We start from the raw sequence: 24,837 nt of genomic DNA, 5'->3' as shown, positions 1-24,837 counted from the left end.
GGATGTCCAAGCGCATTAGACACTATTTGATACTGGCAACTTGCGCCTGCGTAAGTTGGAGTACCCTGGCGGCCCCGGATGCAGGCGAATATTACAGCCTCCTGAGTCGCTCCAATCCCGGCCACATGGACGTGAAGCTGGACAAGGCGCAATGGCAGTGGATACATGACAAACGCGAATTGATCCTGGGCACGTCGGCACCCGACTATCCCCCTTTCGACCTGACGCTGTCAGGTCGAGAGTATGAAGGGTTCACCGCCGACTACGCCGGCATCATTTCCAAGGCGCTGGACCTGCCGGTCAAGGTCCAGCGCTTCGAATCAAGAGCCGCCGCCATTTCCGCCCTCAAGGAGGGACGGATCGACATGCTGGGCAGCGCCAACGGCTTTGAGGCGGTGGATGCCAGCCTCAAGCTGTCGGCACCTTATGCCGTGGACCAGCCGGTACTGGTGACGCGCGTCGGCGAGACGCGCGCACTTGACGAAGGCCTGAACGGCATGAAACTGAGCATGGTCTACCACTACCTGCCCAAGGCCAGCGTCAAGGCGCTCTATCCAGGCGCCTCGATAACGACCTACCCCTCGTTTCAGAGCGCAATCAACGCCGTCGCCTTCAACCAGGCCGATGTATTCCTGGGCGATACCATTTCCACCCAGTACCTGATCAACAAGGGCTATCTCAACAACGTGCAAATGGCCAATTTCGGCAAGCACGAAGCCTATGGTTTCGGATTTGCCGTCCGGGATGACGACACACCCTTGCTGCCTATTCTCAACCAGACGCTGAAGGCCATCAGTATCGACGAGCGCGTGGGAATTTCCCGACGCTGGGGAGCCGACGACCTGATGCTGACCGATCAGAAGCTGCAATTGACCCCGCGTGAAGAACGCTGGATCGCGCAACACCCGGTCGTTCGGCTTGTCATTAATGAATCTTATGCACCGCTGACCTTCTTTGATGCCAACGGCAACTTTCGAGGCATCACCGCGGATCTGCTGGAGCTGGTACGCCTGCGTACAGGGCTTCGCTTCGAAGTGACCCGGGCACAAAGCCTGGTCGACATGCAGAACCGGGTCATTCAGGGCCAGGCCGACATGATCGGCGCGCTGATCCCCAGCGAGGAACGTGAAGACCAATTCAGTTTCAGCCGTCCCTACATCGCCAATTCGTTTGTTCTGGTGACGCGTAAATGGCCGGAAAACCCTCAACGCCTGGAGCAACTCAAAGGCAAGCGCGTGGCGATCAATCTCGGAAGCCCGCTCATGCCCTACCTGCGTGAAAACTTCCCGGACATCGTGCCGATCGAAGTGGACACCCCGCTGCAGGCGATGGACATGCTTGCCCAAGGCCGGGTTGAAGGCGCCATCACGTCCCTGTTACTCGCCAACTACTACATCTCTTCGGGCACCTTCGAAGACCGTCTGCAAATGACGGCCACGGTTGGCAATGAACCGGCGCTCATCTCCATGGCCACCTCCCGCAAAGCCACTGAACTGAGCGCCATTCTGGACAAGGCACTGTCCAGTATCGCCCCGCAGGACCTGGCGGTGATCAATAACCGCTGGCGCTCCTACACCCCTGCCGGGGCCAACTGGCACGATTACCAGCGCCAGATTTACCAGATCCTCATCGGGGCCGGCCTTTTGCTGCTGGGCTCACTGGCCTGGAACGCCAACATGCGGCGCCAGATCAAACAGCGCGAACGCGCCGAGCGCGCCTTGAGCGACCAATTCGAATTCATGAGCGCCCTTGTCAACGGCACCCCGCATCCGATCTATGTGCGCGATCGCGAAGGACTGTTGCGGATGTGCAACGACAGCTATCTGAAAGCATTCTCGGCGCAGCGCGAAGACATCATCAATAGAACCGTCACAGAGGGCGTATTGAGCAACGTGGGTGAAGCGCGGGAGTATGCGGCGGACTATCAGCGGGTAATGGCCAATAGCACCCCGCTCATTCTCGATCGCACGCTGCACATCGGTGACCGCGACTTGACGATCTACCACTGGATCCTGCCCTTCCGTGATTCGCTGGGAGAAGTTCAGGGCATCATCGGCGGCTGGATCGACATCAGCGAGCGTCGCCAGTTGATTGAAGAACTTCGCGCCGCCAAGGATCAGGCCGATGATGCCAACCGGGCCAAGAGCACCTTTCTGGCCACCATGAGCCATGAAATACGCACCCCCATGAACGCGGTGATCGGCATGCTGGAACTGGCCCTGCGCAAAGCCGACCAGGGCCAGCTCGACCGGCCGGCCATCGAAGTGGCCTACAGCTCCGCCAAGGATCTGCTTGAGCTGATTGGTGACATCCTGGACATCGCACGCATCGAGTCAGGGCGCCTGACCCTCAGCCCCGAGCGAGCAAACCTGCGGCAACTGGTCGAGTCGGTGATTCGCGTCTTCGATGGGTTGGCTCGGCAAAAAAGTTTAGGGCTGGTGCTGGATCTGGACCCCAGGGTCAATACCGATGTGCTGATCGACCCGTTGCGCTTCAAGCAGATCCTTTCCAATCTGATCAGCAACGCAATCAAATTCACCGAGCAGGGCCAGGTCAGGATCAGCCTGCAAACCGACGCAAGCCCGGCTCCACAGCAATTGCGTCTGCACGTTCTCATCCAGGACAGCGGCATCGGCATCAGTCAGGCAGATCAACAACGGTTGTTCGCGCCGTTTGCACAAGCCGACAACACCGGCCAACTGGCGCGCACCGGCGCGGGTCTGGGACTGGTGATCTGCCGCAGCCTGTGCGAAATGATGGGCGGAACACTGGCGCTCAGCAGCGAGCCCGGAAACGGCACGCAAATCCACATGACGTTTGATCTCACGACGCTTGAGCCATTGGAAATCGCCTTGTCTCCAAAGGAAGAAGAACCTCGGGAAAGTGCGGCGCTGGATATCCTGATCGTTGACGATCATCCGGCCAACTGCATGCTGCTGTGTCAGCAACTCGAGTTTCTCGGCCATCACTGCTCAACCGCAGAACAGGGTGCCGAGGGGCTTGAGCAATGGTTGCAGGGGCAATTCGACCTGGTCATCGCCGACTGCAACATGCCCGTGATGAACGGCTACGATCTGACCCGATCCATCCGCAATCATGAGATGGACGAAAAACGTCAGCGCTGCACGATCTGGGGCTTCACCGCCAATGCCCAGCCTGAGGAGAAACAGCGCTGCCGCGATGCAGGGATGGACGAATGCCTGTTCAAACCCATCAGCCTCAAGACCCTGAACGAGCAGCTCGATAAGATCGTTCCTCGAATCCGTCAACACCCGGCGATATCGGCCTGCGAGGTGTTCGACATGGGGAGCGTCGGCCAGCTGACCGGCAACCGCCCCGAAATGGTCCAGCGATTGCTGGCGCAACTGTTGGAGAGCTGCGAGCAGGATAGAGAAGAACTCACGGGGCTTTCGGCATCGACCGGTCAGGCCGATATGCGTCTAATGGCGCACAAGATCAAGGGCGCAGCACGGATCATTCGGGCAACCCAGGTCATCGACAGGTGCGAAGCGCTGGAGGATGCCTGCAGCGAAGCAGAACCCGTGGAGATTATCGAGGCGTGTCAGATAACCCTTGGAACCGCCATGAGCACGCTGGAGGCGGCCTTGCGCATCGCCCTTCATCAGACAGACGAGGCGGACAATCGCAATGGGGAAACGGGAGGTTAAACGAAGAGCGGAGTCGCCAGAATACGGCGGGGCAGAACGAGGAAGCAGGCGCAAGGCCTGCTTCCTGGATACATCAGGCGACCGGATTGATTTCTTTTTCCGGGTACCAAACGTCGATCAGCGGGCTGACAGACATTTCAGTCAGTTCGCTGCGGCCTTTAAGCCACGCTTCCACAGCAGCGCGCTGCTCTTCGCTGACCGAGCCACGCTTGCTGAGACAAACCAGACCGAAGTCATCGCCGCCGACGTAACCCAGACCATTGGCTTCCATGGCGTCCTTGAGGAACGCGTCGAGGAAAGCATCGATTGCCTGGTCATCCAACTCGGGTTTGAAGTCAAGGTTCAGCTCAAAACCCAGCTCCTGGAATTCATCCACGCAGAGTTTTTTGCGCAGACGGCGGGAACGGTTAGTGGCCATTGAACAATCCTCATAAGTAATATCGGGCGGCACTTTATCAGTTTGGGCAACCAATTGCCTCACTAACGCGCCCCCGTTCGGGTATTGCCGATAAAAAGGCCCAACCGCCCCCGTCAGCCTTCTGATAAAAAATACCGTGCGAGACGCCTGTACCTGAGCGCAAGTCACTGCGGGTTGGGGCATAATGCGGTCTATTCGACCGCGAGACGGCCTTTTCATACGACCGTCCGCGCCCGCTACTTATTTTCTCGAGGGAATTCATCCATGCCCTCTTTTTTCCCCTCTTTGCGGTAGGGTTTTATTGAATGATCAAGTCTCTGCGTCCCCTGTTTTTTTTCGCAGTTCTGCTGCCGCTGGGGCTGCCGGCCCAGGCCGCGCCCATCAACACCACGTTGCCGCCCAAGGTCGAACAAGCCCTCAAGGCCAGCAAGCTGGGCGACGATGCACTGTCGCTGGTGATGCTGCCGCTTAACGGCCCCGGCACACCGACCGTTTTCAACGCCGATGTTTCGGTCAACCCTGCGTCGACCATGAAACTGATCACCACTTACGCCGCGTTGGAAATGCTTGGCCCTACCCATCAGTGGAAAACCGAATTTTTTACCGACGGCACCCTGAGCAATGGCGTACTGCGCGGCAATCTGTACCTCAAAGGCGGCGGCGACCCAAAGCTCAACATGGAAAAACTCTGGCTGTTGATGCGCGACTTGCGTGCCAACGGTGTGCAGCAGGTCACCGGTGATCTGGTGCTGGACCGCAGTCATTTCGTGCAACCGCGCCTGCCGGTGTTCGATGACGACGGCAATGACAGGAACAAACCGTTCCTGGTCAAACCCGACTCGTTGATGATCAACCTCAAGGCCCTGCGCTTCGTCACACGCAACGATGGCGGCAAGATTCTGGTGTCGGTTGAACCCCCTATTGCCAGCATTCACGTGGACAACCAGGTCAAAGCCGTTGCCTCGAAACAGTGCACCGGGGACGTACGTTACAACCCGGCGCCGCAGGCCGACGGCTCGGTTGTAGTCACCGTCAGCGGACAACTGGGGGATGGCTGCAATTCCCAGACGTATCTGTCACTGCTTGATCACCCCACCTATGCAGCGGGGGCTGTGCGCGCTATCTGGCAGGAACTGGGCGGTACCATCCAGGGCAAGGATCGAGTCGATGTGGTGCCGAGCAATGCAAAACTGTTGGCCAAGGCGTTCTCGCCAGACCTTACGGAAATCATTCGGGATATCAATAAATTCAGCAACAACACCATGGCGCAGCAATTGTTCCTCAGCCTTGGTGCTGAGTATCGCAACGACGCCGATGGCGACGACGGCAAGGCTGCGCAACGGGTAATCCGCCAATGGCTGGCGAAAAAAGGCATTACGGCGCCGCATCTGGTGATGGAGAACGGTTCAGGTTTGTCTCGTGCCGAGCGCATCAGCGCTCGCGAGATGGCGATCATTCTGCAAGCCGCATGGCGGAGTCCTTATGCCGCAGAGTTCATGAGCTCGATGCCGCTGGCCGGCATGGATGGCACCATGCGCAAGCGCCTCAAGCGCACGCCACTGCTTGGCGAAGCGCATATCAAGACCGGGACGTTGAACACTGTTCGGGCCATTGCCGGCTTCAGCCGAGACAGCAATGGCAATACGTGGGCCGTTGTCGCGATTCTCAATGACCCGCGCCCATGGGGTGCATCGTCTGTGCTTGATCAGGTGCTGGTGGATCTGTACCGCCAACCAAAACTGATCAACAACACGGTTTCCATCCAGCAGCCCTAGCCCCTTGGACAGCGCGGGGCCTGTGACTAGCAGGCCCCTGTTGTTTGCTCATCAGTGGTACACACTGTTTGCGGTCCGGACTTTCAACGCCTCAAGCGCTTGCGCCCCCGGTATTTTTGCCCAGGGTGCCCATTTCGATTGGGGTCTTGGTGAAAAACACGGAGATGTCCTCTGTCTCCAGCCGCTCGAACAACCGTTCTGATTCCTCCTCCGTGATGGCCAGACGTATCTCCGTCGGCTGATCCGCCAGCTCGAAAAAGTGCGCCGAGTGCAATTGCCCGGTGTGCCCGAAGCCCTCGATGCCGGTACACAGCGTCGCGCCACGCAACCCCATCTCTTTGGCTAAATCGACGATCCAGTCGCCCAGCATCTTTCCCTGATAGCGGCGGTTTTGTTGAGTAAAGAACACCACTAAAACACCTTTCATCTCTATCTCCTCAGCGGGTGCCGATCATTTGGTAGGACAGAAGCCCGGCAGCGGTCATTGCCAGCGAACCCAGGACATGCAACGAAACCGAGCCGAGGGCCCAGAGCAGCCTGCCCTCCTGGATCAGGACGACCGTTTCGGCCGAGAACGTCGAAAAGGTGGTAAGCCCTCCACAGAACCCCGTGATGATCAGCAGGCGCCATTCAGGGCTAAGGTTGGGGGATGCGGCCAGAAATGCGATAGCAAAGCCAATGATGTAGCCCCCCACCATGTTCGCGACCACGGTGCCTGGGGGAATTGTCGGGAACAGTGCATTCAGCTTCATACCCAGAAGCCAGCGCAGCCAGGCACCTAGGGACGCGCCAATGGCGATAACCAAGAGTGATTTCAGCACGGCGTTCGCACCTCGTCAGACCTGTGTGGCCAGAGCGACTGCAGGCAAGCACAACGAGAAGGGGGCGATGGGGGAAGTAAAATCATGATCCTGTCCTGGGTTAGGGACAGGGCGCAGACGAACCTACGCACCCTGTCCAGGGTTCACGTAGGCATCATCAGCACAAGGCGGTTCAAGGAGGAATGCCATCTCCTGACAAGATCCTATAGCAACACGATGTAACAATTCAAGCACCGGATGCGCCAGCCATAATGCCTGCCGACGCAGCTCTCACATCGCCCATCTGTTCTGGGTGATGTGCGATTGCGCACGATGACCTCGTTACGCAATGCACATGAAGAGCAATCAGCGAGCCATGATTTTCCAGGCACGATGGATCTTGCTGTTGCGAGCAAAGTCCGGATCGATGGTCTGTGCGGTAATTTCCTCCACCGCGTAACGCTCGCCGAGGTTCTCATCGAGCACAAACTTGCGGAAGTTGTTGGAGAAATACAGCACACCGCCAGGCGCAAGACGGGCCATGGCCAGGTCGATCAATTGCACCTGATCACGCTGCACGTCGAAGATGCCTTCCATGCGCTTGGAGTTGGAGAACGTCGGCGGATCAATGAAGATCAAGTCGTATTCCTCACGGCACGCTTCCAGCCAGGCCATGACATCGCCCTGCTCCAGACGGTTCTTGTCAGAAAAACCGTTCAGCGACAGGTTGCGCCGCGCCCAGTCCAGGTAGGTCTTGGATAAATCGACGCTGGTGGTGCTGCGCGCGCCGCCCTTGGCCGCATGCACGCTGGCAGTGGCGGTGTAAGCGTACAGGTTAAGGAAACGCTTGCCCGCCGCTTCGCGCTGGATACGCATGCGCATCGGGCGATGATCCAGGAACAGGCCGGTGTCCAGGTAATCGGTCAGGTTCACCAGCAGCTTGACGCCGCCTTCGCTGACCTCCCGGAACTGCCCTTGGGCACTCTGGCGCTCGTACTGTTTGGTGCCGCTTTGACGCTCGCGGCGTTTGATCACCACGCGACTCTTGTCAATGTTCAGCGCCTGAGGAATCGCCGCCAGCGCATCGAACAGACGCGCCGAGGCTTTCTCCGGATCGATGGATTTGGGCGCGGCGTATTCCTGAACGTGAACCCAGTCGTGATACAGGTCGATGGCCAGGGAATATTCCGGCATGTCGGCATCATAGACTCGATAGCAGTCAATCCCTTCGCGGCGTACCCATTTACCCAGCAGCTTGAGGTTCTTCTGCAAGCGGTTGGCGAACATCTGCCCGCCTTCGCTCAGGCGCGGCTGCTCGACAACCACCGGCACGGGCTTGATCGGATTGCCGTTCTTGTTGTACTTCTCGTACTTGCCGGGCGCTTCCAGCGCACCGGAATCCTCGGTGTCGACCTGTTCGCGTTCGATCTGGCGCTGTTCGGCCGTGCGCCGCTCACCGGTGACGAACTGATCGGGAACGACGTTGATCAACAGCAGCTTGCACGGCAACGCGCCGTTCCAGAATGCGTACTGCTTGTGACTGCGAATGCCCATGCGCTTGCCCAGATCCGGGGCACCGGTAAACACCGCAGCCTCCCAGTTCAGACAGGCCTGACGCAGACGTTCGCCGAGGTTTTGATAGAGATACAGCAGGCTCGCTTCATCACCCAGACGCTCGCCGTAAGGCGGGTTGCAGATCACCAGACCTTTCTGGTTCTGATCCGGGCGCGGCTCGAAGGTCGCGACTTCGCCTTGATAGACCTTGATCCAGTCACTCAAGCCGGCACGCTCGATGTTGTTACGACCCGGCTGAATCAGGCGCGGGTCCGCTTCATAACCGCGAATCCACAGTGGCGGCTTGGCCAGGCCTGCCTGGGCACGGGCCACGGCCTCATCATGCAGCTTGTTCCACAGCGCCGGGACGTGGCCCAGCCACGCCGAGAAACCCCAGCGTTCACGTTTGAGGTTAGGCGCGATGTCCGCAGCCATCATGGCTGCCTCCACCAGAAAAGTGCCCACACCGCACATCGGGTCGGCCAGTGCGCCGCCTTGCGCCGCAATGCGTGGCCAGCCGGCACGAACCAGGATGGCGGCCGCCAGGTTTTCCTTGAGGGGCGCAGCGCCCTGCTGCAAACGGTAGCCGCGCTGGTGCAGGCTATGACCGGACAAATCCAGAGACAGAATCGCTTCACCCCGGTCCAGACGCAGGTGCACCCGCAGATCAGGATTAAGCTTGTCGACCGAAGGCCGCGAACCATCGGGGGTCCGCAGTTTGTCGACAATGGCGTCCTTGACCTTCAGGGCGCCGAAATGGGTGTTATCAATGCCCGAACCATTACCACTGAATTCCACCGCCAGCGAGCCATCGGCTTCAAGATGATCCTGCCAGTCGATGTCCAGCACGCCGTGGTAAAGGTCTTCGGCGTCTTTCATCGGGAAGCGCTTGAGCACCAGAAGGACACGGTTGGCCAGGCGCGACCACAGGCAAAGCCGGTAGGCGGTTTCCATGCTGGCCATACCACGGATGGCCGAGGTGTGTTCCCGGGTCTCCTCAAGGCCAAGCGCGGTGGCTTCCTCGGAAAGCAGACCTTCAAGGCCTTTGGGGCAAGTGAGGAAAAGTTCGTAACGTTCGGACATGAATCTTCCAGGGCCGTAGCCATAAGCGGTAGGCAACGCATTGCCCTACCAGATTTAAAACAGGCGTCTTTCGTGGAGAACACCTGCGTGGCACACACATTGTGCCGGTCCGCCGCATGAGTTAATGACATCAATGCGGCAGTTGATCCTTGAACCCTTGGGCAAAAGGACAGGGTTCATGAAAAGGAGCTCATTCAGCACGACAAACGTCGCAATAAAAAGTCACATCGCGACCCTTCGTCGAAAAGCCCTTGAATGCATTCAGCCATCACCCGCGCTTGCGAACCTGTCTCGTTTTGCGCTGAAAGCCTCGACATTGCGGGCTTCTACAAAGTATCAACTTTGAAACACGTCAGCGCTTATGTTTTCGTTAGCACAAATGTGACGTGCTTATGACAAAACGATCATTCACAGCGCCCAATCCATTGGTTAGAACTCATCTCAGGTTGTCACCGCAACGGAGACAGCACCAAGCCCGCGACGCCGGCAGCGGGTACCAACGGCAGAAAATTTCTGCCCGACCTCATCTCGAGGTCCCAGGGACATTACAGTCAACAAACGAGGGCAACACCCTATGAGAAGACTTAAGCGTGATCCGTTGGAAAGAGCATTTTTACGCGGATATCAATTTGGCGTTCATGGAAAATCCCGTGAGCTTTGCCCTTTTACTCTACCGTCAGTACGCCAGGCATGGATCAATGGTTGGCGAGAAGGACGCGGCGACAACTGGGACGGTATGACCGGCACTGCGGGAATCCACAGACTCAACGAACTTCACGCGGTCGGGTAATCAGGTAACTTCCGACCAGTCCAGAAAATCTTTGAAAAAATGACCTAACCAGGCGCGTCCCATCCGGGCGCGGGGCAAAAGCCCAGGGGCTCCTCAGGAGCCCCTTTTTTTACCCCCAGGTACCGGGCATCGCAGCGATGGCATCCACCGACTGGCGAATCAGCGCCGGACCTTTGTAAATGAAGCCGGAATAGATCTGCACCAGACTGGCGCCCGCAGCGATTTTCTCGGCGGCGTGCCTGCCCTCGGTGATGCCCCCGGCAGCAATGATCGGCATACGACCCGCCAGCTCACCGGCCAGAACCTTGACGGTATGGGTGCTCTTCTCGCGCACTGGCGAACCTGACAGCCCGCCCGCCTCGTCCCCGTAAGGCAGACCTTCGACGCCCTGGCGACTGAGCGTGGTGTTGGTGGCGATGACCGCATCCATGCCGGACTCCATAAGAGCGGTCGCCACCAGAACGGTTTCTTCATCGGTCATGTCCGGCGCGATCTTGATCGCTAACGGCACGCGTCGGCCATGCAGCTGGGTCAGCGCCTGTTGCCGGAGGCTCAAGGCTTCCAGCAGTTGCTTTAACGAATCGCCAAACTGCAGGCTGCGCAGCCCTGGTGTGTTGGGCGAACTGACGTTGACCGTGACGTAGCTGGCATGGGCATAAACCTTGTCCAGGCAGATCAGGTAATCGTCCACGGCACGCTCGACCGGTGTATCGAAATTCTTGCCGATGTTGATGCCCAGAATGCCGGTGTACTTGGCAGCCTGAACCCGGCTGACCAGATGATCGACGCCCAGATTGTTGAAGCCCATGCGATTGATGATCGCCTCGGCCTGGGGCAGGCGGAAAATCCGCGGCTTGGGGTTGCCCGGTTGCGCGCGAGGCGTCACCGTACCGATTTCGACAAAACCGAACCCCAACTGAGCGAAACCGTCGATAGCCGCGCCGTTCTTGTCCAGCCCCGCTGCCAGGCCGACCGGGTTGGGAAACTCCAGCCCCATGACCGTCATCGACAAACGCGCAGGTGCCTTGCAGAGCAGACTGTTGAGGCCCAACCGTCCGCCGGCACCAATCAGGTCCAGCGAGAGGTCGTGAGAGGTTTCCGGGGAAAGTTTGAACAGTAACTGGCGGGCCAGGTTATACATGGGCGGGCGCGACTCGTGCGAAGCTGAATTCAGGTCCGCGATTATAGACGTCTGGACCGCCGCGCGCGAGGCATGCGAACAGCTTTTAAAAGGTCGGTATCATCGCGGGCGGTCACGCTGGCATATCGCTTGCTTGGAAACGGCATCAGCGCCCGCTCCAACGGCGGATCGGGTCACAGACAATGGCGTCGTTTTCGTCTTTGCTTACGCAACGACCTGAACGACGCTTTTTTTTGGATTATTCCCTTTAAGCGCCGCGTATTAGCGCCGGAAGCGGCATTTCCCGCAAAGGACGAAAACGCTTATGAATGACTCAATGAACGACCCGCTCGCCTGGGTGGCCGGCAGCGATGCGCCAGAGATGAACAGCCTGGACCTGGGCTTCATGGCGTTGTCTGACAGCGCGTCATTGGTGGTCGCCGCGACTCAGGGTTTTGCGCAGCCTTACGGCCTTTCCCTCAATCTCAAACGCCAGCCTTCCTGGGCCAGCCTGCGGGACAAACTGGTCAGTGGCGAACTCCATGCGGCTCACAGCCTCTACGGCCTGATTTATGCCGTGCAACTGGGCATCGGCGGCGGCCCCACCACTGACATGGCGGTGCTGATGGGCCTGAACCAGAATGGCCAGAGCATTAATCTGTCCCGCTCCCTTCAGGACGCCGGCGTGAGCACTCCTGAAGCACTGGACCGCCGCGCGCACCAAAGCGGCTCAAAGCTGACCTTCGCCCAGACCTTCCCCACCGGTAATCATGCGATGTGGCTGTATTACTGGCTCGCCAGCCAGGGCATTCACCCACTGCACGACGTCACCAGCGTTGTTGTGCCGCCGCCCCAGATGGTTGCGCACCTGCAGGCCGGACGCATCGACGGGTTCTGCGTGGGCGAACCCTGGGGGGCCAGCGCCGTGCAGCAACAGCTGGGCTTTACCCTTGCCACCACGCAGGCGATCTGGCCGGACCATCCGGAGAAAGTCCTGGGCTGCACCCGCGAGTTCGTCGAGCAAAACCCCAACACGGCGCGCGCACTGATGATGGCCGTTCTGGAGGCCAGCCGTTTCATCGAGCAAAACCAGGAAAACCGCCGCAGCACCGCGCAGTTGCTCAGTGGCAAAGAGTACCTCGACGCCCCCGCCACCTGCATCGAACCACGCCTGCTGGGCGAATACAGCGATGGGCTGGGCAACGAATGGCAGGATCATCACGCCCTGCGCTTTCATGGCGGTGGTGAGGTGAACCTGCCGTACCTGTCCGACGGCATGTGGTTCATGACTCAATTTCGGCGCTGGGGGTTGCTGCGCGAAGACCCGGACTACCTTGAGGTGGCCAACAGCGTTCAGCAACTGAAGCTGTATCGTCAGGCTGCCGAAGCGCTGGGCATCAAGGTGCCCGCTTCTGCCATGCGCAGCAGTCAACTGATCGACGGCAAGGTCTGGGACGGCAGCAATCCCGCAGGTTACGCGCGCAGTTTCAAACTGCATGCACTGGCTGACGCCCCCCTCGCCGCTGTCAGTCGCTGAGGCCGCCATCATGCTACGTATCCTGTTAATCAACGACACGCCGAAAAAAGTCGGGCGCCTGAAAGCGGCGCTCAGCGAAGCGGGCTTCGACGTCATCGATGAGTCCGGGCTGATCATCGACCTGCCCGCACGGGTTGAAGCGATTCGCCCCGATGTGATCCTGATCGATACCGAATCTCCGGGCCGGGACGTCATGGAGCAAGTGGTGCTGGTCAGCCGTGATCAGCCGCGCCCGATCGTGATGTTCACCGATGAACATGACCCCGGCGTCATGCGCCAGGCCATCAAATCCGGCGTAAGCGCCTATATCGTTGAAGGCATTCATGCCCAGCGCCTGCAACCCATCCTTGATGTCGCCATGGCACGATTTGAGAGCGATCAGGCCCTGCGTGCCCAACTTCAGGCACGCGACCAGCAATTGGCCGAGCGCAAACGCATTGAACTGGCCAAGGGACTGCTGATGAAAATGAAGGATTGCAAGGAAGAAGAGGCCTATACCCTGATGCGACGCCAGGCCATGAGCAGACAACAGAAGCTGATCCAGGTGGCCGAGCAAATCATTGCCATGAGCGAGATGCTGGGGTGAGGAGAGCGATGCTGGGCCTGTTGGAGCGAGGCTTGCCCGCGAATCGACTTCCGGGCTGGCATCATGACTCGCTGAGTTGACGCCTCTGCGGGCAAGGTGGATCGCCACCCCGTTCGCTCCAACGAAAAGCCGTTCTTCGCGTCTCTGGCCCGGCTTTTGCTTAGGTAATCACACAGGTAGCCAACGGCGGTTGCCCCACTTACGACAAAGACGTCGCACACCTTCTTCGCCAACGCGAATCAGGTTGCGGCGTTTTTTGCGTTTTGGCCCCAGTGAACGGGGCCGGTGGAGCCGCCGAGGTTATGGATGCTCCACCTGCTGGTCTTCGCCCGCTGCGGTTCATGAACCGACAGACTTCCTTTTGCAGATGAGGTGTTCAATGAATACAAGTTTCTGGAAAGCCGGCCACAAACCGACTCTGTTTGCTGCCTTCCTGTATTTCGACCTGAGCTTCATGGTCTGGTACCTGCTTGGCCCCATGGCCGTACAAATTGCTGCCGATCTGCACCTGACCACTCAAGAACGCGGGCTGATGGTGGCCACGCCGATTCTGGCCGGCGCCGTGCTGCGCTTTGTAATGGGCCTGCTGGCTGACCAACTGTCACCCAAAACCGCGGGCATCATCGGGCAAGTGATCGTCATTTGCGCGTTGTTCGGGGCCTGGAAACTGGGCATCCATACCTATGAGCAAGCCTTGATTCTGGGGCTGTTCCTCGGCATGGCCGGCGCGTCATTCGCCGTCGCCTTGCCGCTGGCTTCGCAATGGTATCCCGCCGAACATCAAGGCAAGGCCATGGGCATTGCCGGTGCGGGCAACTCCGGTACGGTTCTGGCGGCATTGATTGCGCCGGTCCTGGCGGTGGCGTTCGGTTGGAGCAATGTGTTCGGCTTCGCCCTAATCCCCTTGGTCCTGACGCTGATTGCCTTCTGCCTGATGGCCCGCAACGCACCGGAACGCGCCAAGCCCAAGTCCATGGCGGATTACCTCAAGGCCCTGGGTGATCGTGACAGCTGGTGGTTCATGTTTTTCTACAGCGTCACCTTTGGCGGTTTCATCGGCCTGGCCAGTGCCTTGCCGGGTTACTTTAACGACCAATATGGCCTGAGCCCTGTCACCGCCGGTTATTACACAGCGGCCTGCGTCTTCGGGGGCAGCCTGATGCGTCCGCTGGGCGGCGCCCTTGCCGATCGATTCGGCGGGATCCGCACCCTGTCCGGCATGTACGCCGTGGCTGCCATCTGCATCGCGGCCGTGGGCTTCAACCTGCCCAGTTCGTGGGCCGCACTGGCGCTGTTTGTGGCCGCCATGCTCGGCCTGGGCGCAGGTAACGGCGCGGTATTCCAACTGGTCCCCCAACGCTTTCGCAAGGAAATCGGTGTCATGACCGGGCTGATCGGCATGGCCGGTGGCATCGGTGGATTCCTGCTGGCAGCGGGCCTGGGCTCGATCAAGCAGCACACCGGTGATTATCAGCTCGGCCTGTGGCTGTTCGCCTTCCTGGGCGTGCTGGCCTGGTTCGGCTTGCTGAACGTCAAGCGTCGCTGGAGAACCACCTGGGGCTCGGCAGCGGTTACGGCTGCCCGCGTCTGAGGTCGTCGATGAGTCTGCAACTGAGTTTCGCCCAGTGCAGCGCCAGTGGGCCGCGACCGGAAAACCAGGACGCCCTGCGTCTGGTCACTCCGGCCCCGGCCCTTGCTGCCAGCAAGGGCTATCTGTTTGCCTTGGCCGATGGCGTCAGCCAGTGCGCCGATGGAGCGCTGGCTGCGCAATCCACGTTGCAGGCACTGGCGCTGGATTACTACTCGACGCCGGAAACCTGGGGGATCGCCCAGTCGCTGGATCGCCTGCTGCTGGCGCAGAACCGCTGGTTGTTAGCCAATGGCCTGATGACGACCTTGAGCGTGGTGGTCCTGCGCGGCCGTCGGTTTACGCTGGCCCATGTGGGCGATTGCCGGGTCTATCGCTGGCATCAGGGCCAATTGCAGCGCATCAGCGAGGATCACGTCTGGGAACAACCGGACATGCAACATGTGCTCAAACGTGCGCTGGGGCTGGATCAATACGTGGTCATGGATTATCTGGACGGCGAGCTGCGCGAAGGCGAACGGCTGCTGCTGGTCAGCGACGGGATCTGGGTCACCTTGGGCGACGCCAGCATCCACTCGATTCTGGCCGAACAGGACGACCTCGACAGTGCCGTGCAGACACTGGTCAATGCCGCGCATCTGGCGGGCAGTCAGGACAATGCCAGCGCGCTGCTGATCAATGTCGACACGCTGGGTCAGGACGATCTGGGAGATGCGCTGCTTCAGCTTCAACAATGGCCACTGCCGCCAGCACTTAAACCGGGTCAACGGTTCGAGGGCTTCGAAATAGTCAATTTGCTAGCGCAGTCGCGCCAGTCATTGCTATATCGCGTCCGCGATCAACAGGCCCAGTGCTGGCTGTTGAAGACACTGCCCGCCAACCGACAGGACGAGGCTCACGCCGGTCAGAGCCTGTTGCTGGAAGAATGGTTTCTGCGACGTGTCGCTGGACGCTATTTTCCCGAGCTCCACCCTGCCCCGGAACGCCAGCATCTGTATTACCTGATGCGCGAATACCCCGGTCGGACGCTGGCCCAAGTATTCGATCTCACGGGGCCTGTCTCCGTGGCGCAGTGGCAGGACCTGGCAACACGTCTGTTGCGCGCAGTGGGTTTGCTGCACCGGCGCAATATCATTCATCGCGACATCAAACCGGAAAACCTGCTACTGGACGACGACGGTGAATTGCGGTTACTGGATTTCGGTCTGGCCTATTGCCCCGGCCTGTCCGCGGTGACTGAAGAGCTGCCCGGCACGCCAAGCTTCATTGCCCCCGAAGCGTTCGACGGTACTGAACCCGCTCCCCAACAAGATTTGTACGCCGCCGGTGTCACCCTCTATTACCTGCTGACGGGGCACTATCCCTACGGCGAAATAGAGGCGTTTCAACATCGACGGTTCGGCGTGCCAATTCCGGCCAGCCGTTATCGCCCGGATGTGCCGGACTGGCTGGACCACAGCCTGCAACAGGCACTTCATGCGGAACCTGCTTCGCGCTATGAAACGGCGGAGCAGTGGTTGCTGCAACTGGAACAAGCCGAATACCGGCCCCTGGTGCAACAGCCACGCCCCCTGCTGGAAAGAGAGCCTTTGAAGGTCTGGCGCACCCTGGCGATGGTCTCGCTACTGATCAATCTGGTGATGATCATCTGGCTGCTGCGCCACTGAGCAACCGCCCTGCTTCGGTGCAACGCGCACCAAAGCGGGAACCTGAACCGACACGTTGCCGTTGCACACCACACTGCTGGAGCCAGGCTTGCCCGAGAAAGCGGCGGCTCAGTCTGAAGAAAGGCGGCGGCCGGCAAAGCGTTTCCCGGGCAAGCCGCCCGCCGACAGCGGTTTGCGTCCGGGCCCGCTCCGCAACTGCCTTGTTTCATGTCCGCTGGCACAACCCATGCATACCCCTCTTATACAATTTACATATAGCTTCAGCCTTCAACGACGAAGGACGGGGCATCCCGAGAGAACGGGACCGGACAAAGGCGTCCTCGCTAGGTAACTAGCGGGACGCCTTTTTTGTTTGCACAGATTTTGTCGAGCGCGCCCATGGTGGACTCGGAGGCAGCATGAAAAAACTCAAACTGGTGATGATCGGCAATGGCATGGCTGGGGTCCGTACCCTTGAAGAACTGCTCAAGCTGAGCGACGAACTGTACGACATCACGGTTTTCGGGGCCGAGCCGCACCCCAACTACAATCGCATCCTGCTGTCGCCGGTGCTGGCGGGCGAGCAGAAATTCGACGAGATCGTGCTTAACGATCTGGACTGGTACCTGAGCAATAACATCAAACTGCTGCTTAATCGCAGCGTGGTGAAAATCGACCGCACGAACAGAATCGTCACCGCAGACGATGGCACGCAGGCTCATTACGACCGCCTGCTGATCGCCACCGGCTCTAAACCGTTCATCCCGCCGATTCCCGGTAACACACTGGAAGGCGTGATCGGCTATCGCGACATCGCCGATACCCAAGTCATGATTCACACCGCACGCACCCACACACATGCCGTGGTCATCGGCGGCGGACTGCTGGGGCTTGAAGCCGCCAACGGCCTGAGACTGCGGGGCATGGAGGTGACGGTGGTGCACATCGGCCAATGGCTGCTGGAGCGCCAGCTGGACCAGGCTTCAGCACACCTGCTGCAACAGGCGCTGCAAGCACGCGGCCTGATATTCCGGCTGGGCGAGCAAACCAAGGCATTGCTCGACAACGGCCAAGGGCGAGTCAATGCGGTGCAGTTTTCCAACGGCGACGTTATTCCTGCCGATCTGGTGGTGATGGCTGCCGGGGTTCGCCCCGCTATCGAGTTGGCGGAACAGGCCGGGATTGCGTGCGGCCGAGGGATCCTGGTCAACGACACGTTGCAGACCTACGACCCGCGAATCTACGCCATTGGCGAATGCGCCAGTCACCGAGGCACGGCCTACGGACTGGTCGCTCCCCTGTTCGAACAAGCCAAGGTCTGCGCCAACCATCTCGCGCAACTGGGCTTTGCCAGCTACAAGGGCACCGTGACCTCGACCAAACTGAAAGTCACTGGCATAGACCTGTTCTCCGCCGGGGACTTCATGGGCGGCGAAGGCACTGAAAGCATTACCCTGCGCGACCCTATCAACGGCAGCTACAAGAAACTGGTGATCAAGAATGACGTGCTCGTGGGGGCCTGCCTGTACGGCGACACAACGGACGGCGGCTGGTACTTGCAGCAGATTCGCGAGCACCGAAAAATCGGCAACAGCCGCGATCACCTGATGTTCGGTGAAAACAGCCTGAGCGAAACCGGTACCGCCCTATGCGCCTGAACGACAACACGACGCAGGTCACCGCCTCCACCTGCTGCTATTGCGGCGTGGGCTGCGGCGTGCTGATTGAACATGACGAAGACACCATCCTCGGTGTCAGCGGCGATCCGCAACACCCGGCCAATTTCGGCAAACTGTGCAGCAAGGGTTCAAGCCTTCATCTGACGGGCGACCTCAGCGCCAGGGCCCTGTATCCAGAACTGCGCCTGGGCAAATCCCTGGCCCGCAGCGTGACCGACTGGGACACCGCCCTGGACCACGCCGCCACCGTATTCGCCAGCACCATTGCCGAACATGGCCCGGACAGCGTCGCCTTCTACCTGTCCGGGCAACTGCTGACCGAAGATTATTACGCCTTCAACAAACTGGCCCGCGCCCTGATCGGCACCCACAACATCGACAGTAATTCGCGGCTGTGCATGTCCTCGGCCGTGGTGGGCTACAAGCGCAGCCTGGGTGCGGATTCACCGCCATGCAGTTACGAAGACATCGAACTCAGCGATTGCGTGATGATCGTCGGCAGCAACATGGCCTACGCGCACCCGATCCTGTTTCGTCGGCTTGAAGCAGCAAAAAGCCGTCGTCCGGACATGAAAATAGTTGTCATCGATCCCCGTCGCACCGATACCTGCGAGCTGGCTGATCTGCATTTGCCGATCCAGTCAGGCACCGATGTCGCTTTGTTTCACGGCATCCTGCACCTGCTGCTTTGGGAAGGCTGGATTGACCACAACTTCATCGACGACCACACCGAAGGCTACGCCGAACTCAAAACCCTGGTGCACGACTATCCCCCCCAGCGGGTTGCCGAGATTTGCGGAATCTCAGTGGAGCAATTGCAGAACTGCGCCCAGTGGATCGGCCAGGCACCGAGCTTTCTGTCGCTGTGGTGCATGGGTTTGAATCAATCCACCAGCGGAAGCGCAAAAAACAGCGCCCTGATCAATCTGCATTTGGCGACCGGGCAAATAGGCCGCCCCGGTGCCGGACCTTTCTCGTTGACCGGCCAGCCTAATGCCATGGGCGGCCGGGAAACCGGCAGCCTTTCTAACCTGTTGCCCGGCCACCGGGAAGCTGCCGATCCTGAGCACCGCGCGGAAATCGCCGAGTACTGGGGCGTCGATCGCCTGCCGGAAACACCGGGGCTGTCAGCCATTGAGCTGTTTGAGCAAGTGCAAGCCGGAAAAATCAAAGCCTTGTGGATCGCCTGCACCAACCCCGCGCAATCCTTGCCGGATCAGCACAAGGTTCAGCAAGCATTGACCACCTGCCCGTTCGTGGTCTTGCAGGAAGCATTTCGCACCACCGAAACGGCTCGTTTTGCCGACCTCCTGCTGCCAGCCGCCAGTTGGGGCGAAAAGGAAGGCACGGTCACCAACTCCGAACGGCGAATTTCCCATGTTCGCCGGGCTGTACCTGCACCCGGTGAAGCACGGGCCGATTGGGCGATCACGGTGGATTTTGCCCAGCGCCTGCAAGCCCGGCTGAAACCAACAGCACCTGCGCTGTTTGACTTTGCCCGTCCGCAAGCGCTGTTTGACGAATACAAAGTGCTGACCCAAGGCCGCGATCTGGACTTGTCCGGCATCAGCTACGCCATCCTCGATCAACAAGGCCCACAGCAATGGCCGTTCCCCCAAGGGGCGACAGCGGGCACGGCGAGACTTTACGCAGACGGCATATTCCCCGCGCCTTCCGGCCGCGCCCGATTCGTTGCCGATGCCTATTGCGCCCCCAGAGAACTGCGGGATGCGCGCTATCCACTGACCCTGAATACCGGACGACTGCGCGATCAATGGCACGGCATGAGCCGTACCGGTACGGCCGCCCGGCTCTTCGGCCATGTCAGCGAAGCCATTTTGGGGTTGCACCCCGAAGAACTGGAGCGGCATCGGTTGCAGCCCGGCGATCTGGTCAGCGTCACCAGTCGGCGCGGTACCCTTGTTGTGCCGGTTGGCAGCGACGACAACCTGCGCGCAGGCCAGGCATTTTTGCCCATGCATTGGGGAGATCGCTTTCTCAAAGGCGGGGTCAATCTGCTGACCCAGCCCGCCTACGATCCGCTGTCCAAACAACCGGAGCTGAAGCACTCCGGGGTGCGCGTCGACAAGATTCACCTGCCCTGGCGGCTCTTTGTGCTGGTGGAGGGCGATGTGCAGACGCTACTGACAGCATTACGCCCGCTGTGCGAGGCGTTGAGCTACGTCAGTCTCGGCCTTGCCGGTCGCGAACGCCCTGGACTGGTGATCAATGCGGCCAACGCCGAGGCACCGAGCGCCGATCTGCTGGCGCGGATTGATCACATTCTGGGCCTCAACGACGGACCGGTCATGGCCTATGACGATCCCACACGCGCCATCGGCAAGCGGATACGCTTCGAAGGGGGTCGGATTACCGCCGTACGATTGGCGGGAGAAACCCTCGCTCGCCACTGGTTGCAGCAACAATGGGTCGAAGGGAGCACCCATGAATCCCTTCGGCGCTGGTTACTGGCACCACTGAGCGCGCCACCGGGCTCAGGCTCCACCCCCTCCTGCACGACCAGAACCTTGTGCAACTGCATGAACGTCAGTGAAGGCGCAATCCATGCAGGCATTGCTCAGGGCATGGATCTGGCTCAACTGAAAACACAACTGGGTTGCGGCAGCATGTGCGGCTCCTGCGTGCCAGAAATCAAAAGACTGCTGACGGCAGCCGCGATCAACTAAGAGGTGAGCGACATGAGTGCAAAAGTCTGGCTGGTGGGCGCAGGGCCCGGTGACCCGGAATTGCTTACCCTCAAGGCCGTGCGAGCGTTGCGTGAAGCCGACGTGGTACTGATCGACGATCTGGTCAATACCGCTGTCCTTGAGCATTGCCCTGAGGCACGTGTCATCCCGGTAGGCAAACGTGGCGGTTGTCGCTCGACCCCTCAGGCGTTCATCCATCGTTTGATGCTGCGCTATGTGCGCCAAGGCAAATGCGTGGTTCGTCTCAAGGGTGGCGACCCGTGCATCTTCGGGCGCGGCGGCGAAGAAGCCGACTGGTTACGCGCGCGTGATGTTGACGTCGAACTGGTCAATGGCATCACTGCGGGACTGGCCGGGGCCACTCAATGCGGTATATCGCTGACACTGCGTGGCATCAGCCGTGGCGTGACTCTGGTCACCGCTCACACTCAGGATGACAGCAGTCTGAACTGGCGGGCGCTCGCCCAGACGGGTACCACATTGGTGGTGTACATGGGCGTGGCGAAGCTGTCCGAAATACGCGAAAGCCTGCTTGCAGGCGGCCTTGCCGCGCAGACGCCGGTGGCAATGATCGAAAACGCTTCGCTACCCCAACAGCGCGAATGCCGCAGCTCACTGGCCGACATGCAGCGAGACGCAGCAAGATTTGAATTGAAAAGCCCGGCCATCCTGGTGATTGGCGCAGTGGCCGCCGCGGATTCCGCCGAAATAACAGGCTGGCTCGGAGCAAACACCCGCGTCGGCTGACCGGTATCCCATGCCGCGAATGCCCTGACTCTGCACCAACCCAATGCCTGCCATTCTAAAAACGTGAGCTGGCGCCCACCACAGCGACTGGAGCCTGAAGCCTGAAGCAGACTGACCAAATCGCAGGCAAAGAAAAGCCCGGCCTAAGCCGGGCTTTTCTATTGAAGCGAGTTAAAGCGGGCTAATTACTTAGCTTGGGCTTCAACTTCAGCTTCTACGCGACGGTTTACAGCGCGGCCAGCGTCAGTTGCGTTGTCAGCAACTGGACGGGATTCGCCATAACCAACCGAATTTACGCGGTTAGCGCCAACACCGTACTGGTTAACCAGAACCTGTTTAACGGCGTTTGCACGACGCTCGGACAGTTTTTGGTTGTAAGCGTCAGGACCGACGGAGTCAGTGTGACCTTCAACAGTAGTGGTGGTAGATGGGTACTGCTGCATGAAGTCAGCGAGGTTCTTGATGTCGCCGTAGCTGTTAGGCTTGACTACGGATTTGTCGAAATCGAACTTCACGTCCAGCTCAACACGAACCACTTCGGCAACTGCTGGGCAGCCATCAGCGTCAACAGTTACGTTGGCTGGGGTGTCCGGGCACTTGTCGACGTTGTCGCACACGCCGTCGTTGTCGCTGTCGGAGCACACTTCAGCTACTGGAGCTGGTGCTGCTTCAACTTTCTTCGAGCCGCCGCCGAAGTTTACGCCGATACCGACGCTAGGCGCCCACTCGGTGTCACCTTGGTCGATGTTGTATTGAGCTTCAACGCCTGCACGGGCATAGAAGTTTTCAGTGAAGTAAAGCTTCGCACCGCCGCCAACGTTGGCGAAAGTGGAACCGTTACGACCGCTGCGGCCGTTCTGACCGATGCTCTGATCGGAGAAACCAGCCGAGACGTATGGGCGCAGCATGTCGCCCGGGTTGTTGAAGTGGTACAGAGCGTCAAGAGCGGTATCAGCGCCTTTGATGTTCTTGCCGTCATCGCTACGAACGTTGTGCACTTCGTCGTAGCCCAGACGCAATTCAACATCGTCAGTCAGGAAGTAGCCAACAGAGCCGCCGAACAGATTGCCGTTGTTTTTGAAATCGCGGGCGCTGTCGTACATTTCTTTCTTGGCGAAGCCTTCGATTTCGACTGCGCCTTGGCCTTGTGCCAGAGCGCCGAACGATGCAGCGGCAACAATAGTACCAATGGCCAAGCCCAAGGTGTTTTTCAGTTTCATCCGTTAAATCCCCATCTGGTGATTGTAAAGCAGTCCCCCATGTAAGGGACAACTCGTCGGCAAGTGTATCAGAACTTGCCTGCTCGTTAGAGATATTTGCACCGAGTTAAGTTTCGGTAACGCCTGCAAATTTCTCACGTAATTTATCAAGCGCCCGCTTGTAGCGCATTTTCGTTGCGCTCAAGCCCATGTGCATGATGTCAGCGATCTCCTGAAATTCAAGTTCTGCGACAAATCGAAGCACCAGAATTTCCCGGTCAATCGGGTTCACATGCACCAGCCAGCGATCAAGTCCACCCCGTTCTTCAGGTTTAGGCGCCTTTTCTTCGCACGCTTCCTCAAGTGGGTCCAGACTCAAAGCGTCCATCAAGCGACGCTTACGCCGTTCCTTTCTGTACTGCGTAATACATTCGTTGTAAGTGATGCTGTAGAGCCAGGTCTTGAATTTCGATTTTCCCTCGAAATTCTTCAGGCCGTACAGCACCTTGAGCATCACTTCCTGACAGACATCATCAGCATCCCGATCGTTCCCCAAATAACGTGCACAGACGTTAAAAAGTGTCCGCTGGTAGCGCCGCATCAACTCTTCGTACGCCCGCGTCACGTTAAACAGCTCGACGTGCGCGTGCGCGACCAACTCCTCATCAGAGAGCTCGCGGGGGTCGTAGCGCATCAATAGCGGTTGGGGTTTATTCAAAACAAGTCGTGCCGACAGTCAGGTCAATGTCCGCCACTGTCCGGATTCCGGCGATTCGTGGCGGCATACATTAGCAGGTTAGCGGCCTAACGGCTGCTCACTTGCTGATCAAGGAGGTTTCGGTTGGACAGTGAAATCAACTCCCCCTCATCGGTCAGCAGGATTGTTTTCACCGTGCCAATTTCTTCAATCTGGCCTTCGACCTCGCCCACACGCACTTGTTGCCCTACCTGATACAACTCCCGCACATAAATTCCTGCCAGTATCTGGCCTGCAATTTCGCGACTTCCAAGCCCCATGGCCAGCGCAACTGCCAGACCAACGGTAATCAAACCGATCACAATGACGTGGTTGAGCAGGTCAGTCTTGACCTCCAACTGACTGATTGCAACCGAAATACTGATAATGATAACCAGGCCCTGGGCAATTCTTCCCAGGCCAGCCGAGTAATCCAGCCCGACGCCTTCGGCGGCTCCGCGTACCAGCCCGTTGACCAATTGTGCCAACAGTACCCCCACGAGCAACACCAATGCTGCGCCGAAAACCTTCGGCAGGTAGAGAGCAAGCATGTCCAGCGTGGCAGAAATCCGCCCCAGGCCCAGCGACTCTGCGGCCGATACCAGAAAAATCAACAACACGAACCAGTAAACGATCTTGCCGATCAGGGTGGAAATCGGCACCTGAACACCCGCACGGCTGATCAGTTTGGTCAAACCGGTACCACCCATCAGGCGATCCAGACCCAACTTGGCCAACAGTTTGGAAAGCAGCGTATCCAACAGCTTTGCGACGACAAACCCCAGCAAAACAACAAACAGAGCACCGAACAGATTAGGGATGAAATTTGCAACTTTAGTCCACAATGCAGTCATTGCGGCCAGCAGGCTTTGGGTCCAGGGGTTCAATTCCATGTTCAATCAGCCTTATCGACGGCGCGAGCGTTAACTTTAATGGTGGAGCGGCGCGACACCGGTGAAACGTGGGCCGAACCGTTATTCAAGGCAATCATCAGGGCCTGCGACCAACGCCCCAACAAACCGAACAGCACACCTGCGCCCACCTGACGGTTGGCGGTTTTCAACACTCGCCCCAGGCACGCATCGTCATCCCGACTCGGGGAAGATGAATTGAGCATGTCGCGTAACGATTCTTCAAACGGATCGTGCATCAGGCACCTCGCGTAACGTCACTAAAAGACGCAACCCGATTTGCATGAGTCAC

18 protein-coding genes, 1 pseudogene and 1 riboswitch are annotated in these 24,837 nt (G+C 59.0%); of the genes and pseudogenes, 10 read left to right on the top strand and 9 right to left on the bottom strand.

The window, feature by feature from the left end; all coding sequences use genetic code 11:
- Positions 1-2: 2 nt before the first annotated feature.
- A complete protein-coding gene (locus tag ACP7B0_RS00165) occupies positions 3-3,668 on the top strand; it encodes a transporter substrate-binding domain-containing protein (RefSeq protein ID WP_426138875.1) in 3,666 nt (1,221 codons plus the stop codon).
- A gap of 73 nt (positions 3,669-3,741) precedes the next feature.
- On the opposite strand, the gene ACP7B0_RS00160 is transcribed toward ACP7B0_RS00165, so the two are convergent.
- Positions 3,742-4,086 carry a YggL family protein gene (locus ACP7B0_RS00160; protein WP_426138874.1) on the bottom strand — a complete coding sequence of 115 codons (345 nt, stop codon included), beginning with the start codon at positions 4,084-4,086 and terminating at the stop codon, positions 3,742-3,744.
- Positions 4,087-4,391: 305 nt separating this feature from the next.
- Between ACP7B0_RS00160 and dacB the strand changes: the two genes are divergently transcribed.
- A complete protein-coding gene (gene dacB, locus ACP7B0_RS00155; protein ID WP_426138873.1) occupies positions 4,392-5,861 on the top strand; it encodes a D-alanyl-D-alanine carboxypeptidase/D-alanyl-D-alanine endopeptidase in 1,470 nt (489 codons plus the stop codon).
- Between the two features lie 91 nt (positions 5,862-5,952).
- Here the strand turns inward: dacB and ACP7B0_RS00150 are convergent, their stop codons facing one another.
- The 3 genes from ACP7B0_RS00150 to rlmKL all read right to left on the bottom strand — a co-directional run bounded on the left by ACP7B0_RS00150 (position 5,953) and on the right by rlmKL (position 9,298).
- On the bottom strand, positions 5,953-6,288 hold the full coding sequence (locus ACP7B0_RS00150; protein WP_426138872.1) for a DUF190 domain-containing protein: 336 nt from the start codon (positions 6,286-6,288) through the stop codon (positions 5,953-5,955).
- A gap of 10 nt (positions 6,289-6,298) precedes the next feature.
- Positions 6,299-6,682: a fluoride efflux transporter CrcB gene (gene crcB, locus ACP7B0_RS00145; protein ID WP_426138871.1), complete on the bottom strand. Its 384-nt coding sequence runs from the start codon at positions 6,680-6,682 to the stop codon at positions 6,299-6,301.
- A 141-nt stretch (positions 6,683-6,823) separates the two neighbouring features.
- Positions 6,824-6,884, bottom strand: a riboswitch (Fluoride riboswitch).
- A gap of 143 nt (positions 6,885-7,027) precedes the next feature.
- A complete protein-coding gene (gene rlmKL / locus ACP7B0_RS00140) occupies positions 7,028-9,298 on the bottom strand; it encodes a bifunctional 23S rRNA (guanine(2069)-N(7))-methyltransferase RlmK/23S rRNA (guanine(2445)-N(2))-methyltransferase RlmL (RefSeq protein ID WP_426138870.1) in 2,271 nt (756 codons plus the stop codon).
- 574 nt (positions 9,299-9,872) lie between these two features.
- Here rlmKL and rmf point away from each other — a divergent pair.
- Positions 9,873-10,088, top strand: coding sequence for a ribosome modulation factor (gene rmf, locus ACP7B0_RS00135; RefSeq protein ID WP_080290409.1), 216 nt, complete (start codon positions 9,873-9,875; stop codon positions 10,086-10,088).
- Between the two features lie 109 nt (positions 10,089-10,197).
- Here rmf and ACP7B0_RS00130 read toward each other — a convergent pair whose 3' ends face one another.
- Complete coding sequence (locus ACP7B0_RS00130; protein ID WP_426138869.1) at positions 10,198-11,229, bottom strand: quinone-dependent dihydroorotate dehydrogenase; 1,032 nt, start codon at positions 11,227-11,229, stop codon at positions 10,198-10,200.
- A 304-nt stretch (positions 11,230-11,533) separates the two neighbouring features.
- On the opposite strand from ACP7B0_RS00130, the gene ACP7B0_RS00125 reads away from it, so the two are divergent.
- The 7 genes and pseudogenes from ACP7B0_RS00125 to cobA all read left to right on the top strand — a co-directional run bounded on the left by ACP7B0_RS00125 (position 11,534) and on the right by cobA (position 21,699).
- Positions 11,534-12,745: a CmpA/NrtA family ABC transporter substrate-binding protein gene (locus tag ACP7B0_RS00125; RefSeq protein ID WP_426138868.1), complete on the top strand. Its 1,212-nt coding sequence runs from the start codon at positions 11,534-11,536 to the stop codon at positions 12,743-12,745.
- 10 nt (positions 12,746-12,755) lie between these two features.
- Positions 12,756-13,331, top strand: a complete 576-nt coding sequence (locus ACP7B0_RS00120; RefSeq protein ID WP_426138867.1) for an ANTAR domain-containing response regulator — start codon at positions 12,756-12,758, stop codon at positions 13,329-13,331.
- A gap of 379 nt (positions 13,332-13,710) precedes the next feature.
- The gene (locus ACP7B0_RS00115) at positions 13,711-14,922 is read left to right on the top strand and encodes a nitrate/nitrite transporter (RefSeq protein WP_426138866.1); all 1,212 of its coding nucleotides are present in this window, start codon (positions 13,711-13,713) and stop codon (positions 14,920-14,922) included.
- An 8-nt stretch (positions 14,923-14,930) separates the two neighbouring features.
- The gene (locus ACP7B0_RS00110) at positions 14,931-16,586 is read left to right on the top strand and encodes a protein kinase domain-containing protein (protein ID WP_426138865.1); all 1,656 of its coding nucleotides are present in this window, start codon (positions 14,931-14,933) and stop codon (positions 16,584-16,586) included.
- Positions 16,587-16,984: 398 nt separating this feature from the next.
- A pseudogene (locus ACP7B0_RS00105) lies at positions 16,985-18,205 on the top strand (NAD(P)/FAD-dependent oxidoreductase); the annotation flags it as partial.
- Positions 18,206-18,213: 8 nt separating this feature from the next.
- Positions 18,214-20,931, top strand: a complete 2,718-nt coding sequence (locus tag ACP7B0_RS00100) for a molybdopterin-dependent oxidoreductase (RefSeq protein ID WP_426138864.1) — start codon at positions 18,214-18,216, stop codon at positions 20,929-20,931.
- Between the two features lie 12 nt (positions 20,932-20,943).
- On the top strand, positions 20,944-21,699 hold the full coding sequence (cobA, locus tag ACP7B0_RS00095) for a uroporphyrinogen-III C-methyltransferase (protein WP_426138863.1): 756 nt from the start codon (positions 20,944-20,946) through the stop codon (positions 21,697-21,699).
- Between the two features lie 185 nt (positions 21,700-21,884).
- Here the strand turns inward: cobA and ACP7B0_RS00090 are convergent, their stop codons facing one another.
- From ACP7B0_RS00090 to ACP7B0_RS00075, 4 genes are all read right to left on the bottom strand, one after another.
- Positions 21,885-22,919: an OmpA family protein gene (locus ACP7B0_RS00090; RefSeq protein WP_426138862.1), complete on the bottom strand. Its 1,035-nt coding sequence runs from the start codon at positions 22,917-22,919 to the stop codon at positions 21,885-21,887.
- A gap of 106 nt (positions 22,920-23,025) precedes the next feature.
- On the bottom strand, positions 23,026-23,616 hold the full coding sequence (gene sigX / locus ACP7B0_RS00085; protein WP_426138861.1) for an RNA polymerase sigma factor SigX: 591 nt from the start codon (positions 23,614-23,616) through the stop codon (positions 23,026-23,028).
- A gap of 86 nt (positions 23,617-23,702) precedes the next feature.
- The gene (locus tag ACP7B0_RS00080) at positions 23,703-24,527 is read right to left on the bottom strand and encodes a mechanosensitive ion channel family protein (protein ID WP_426138860.1); all 825 of its coding nucleotides are present in this window, start codon (positions 24,525-24,527) and stop codon (positions 23,703-23,705) included.
- Positions 24,528-24,529: 2 nt separating this feature from the next.
- Positions 24,530-24,784 (bottom strand): CrfX protein, encoded by a 255-nt coding sequence (locus ACP7B0_RS00075; protein ID WP_426138859.1) that lies wholly within the window; start codon positions 24,782-24,784, stop codon positions 24,530-24,532.
- Positions 24,785-24,837: the final 53 nt, after the last annotated feature.

Source organism: Pseudomonas sp. DWP3-1-2, assembly GCF_049896285.1.
Taxonomy (GTDB): Bacteria; Pseudomonadota; Gammaproteobacteria; order Pseudomonadales; family Pseudomonadaceae; genus Aquipseudomonas.
This window is presented reverse-complemented; position numbering and strand designations above follow the sequence as displayed.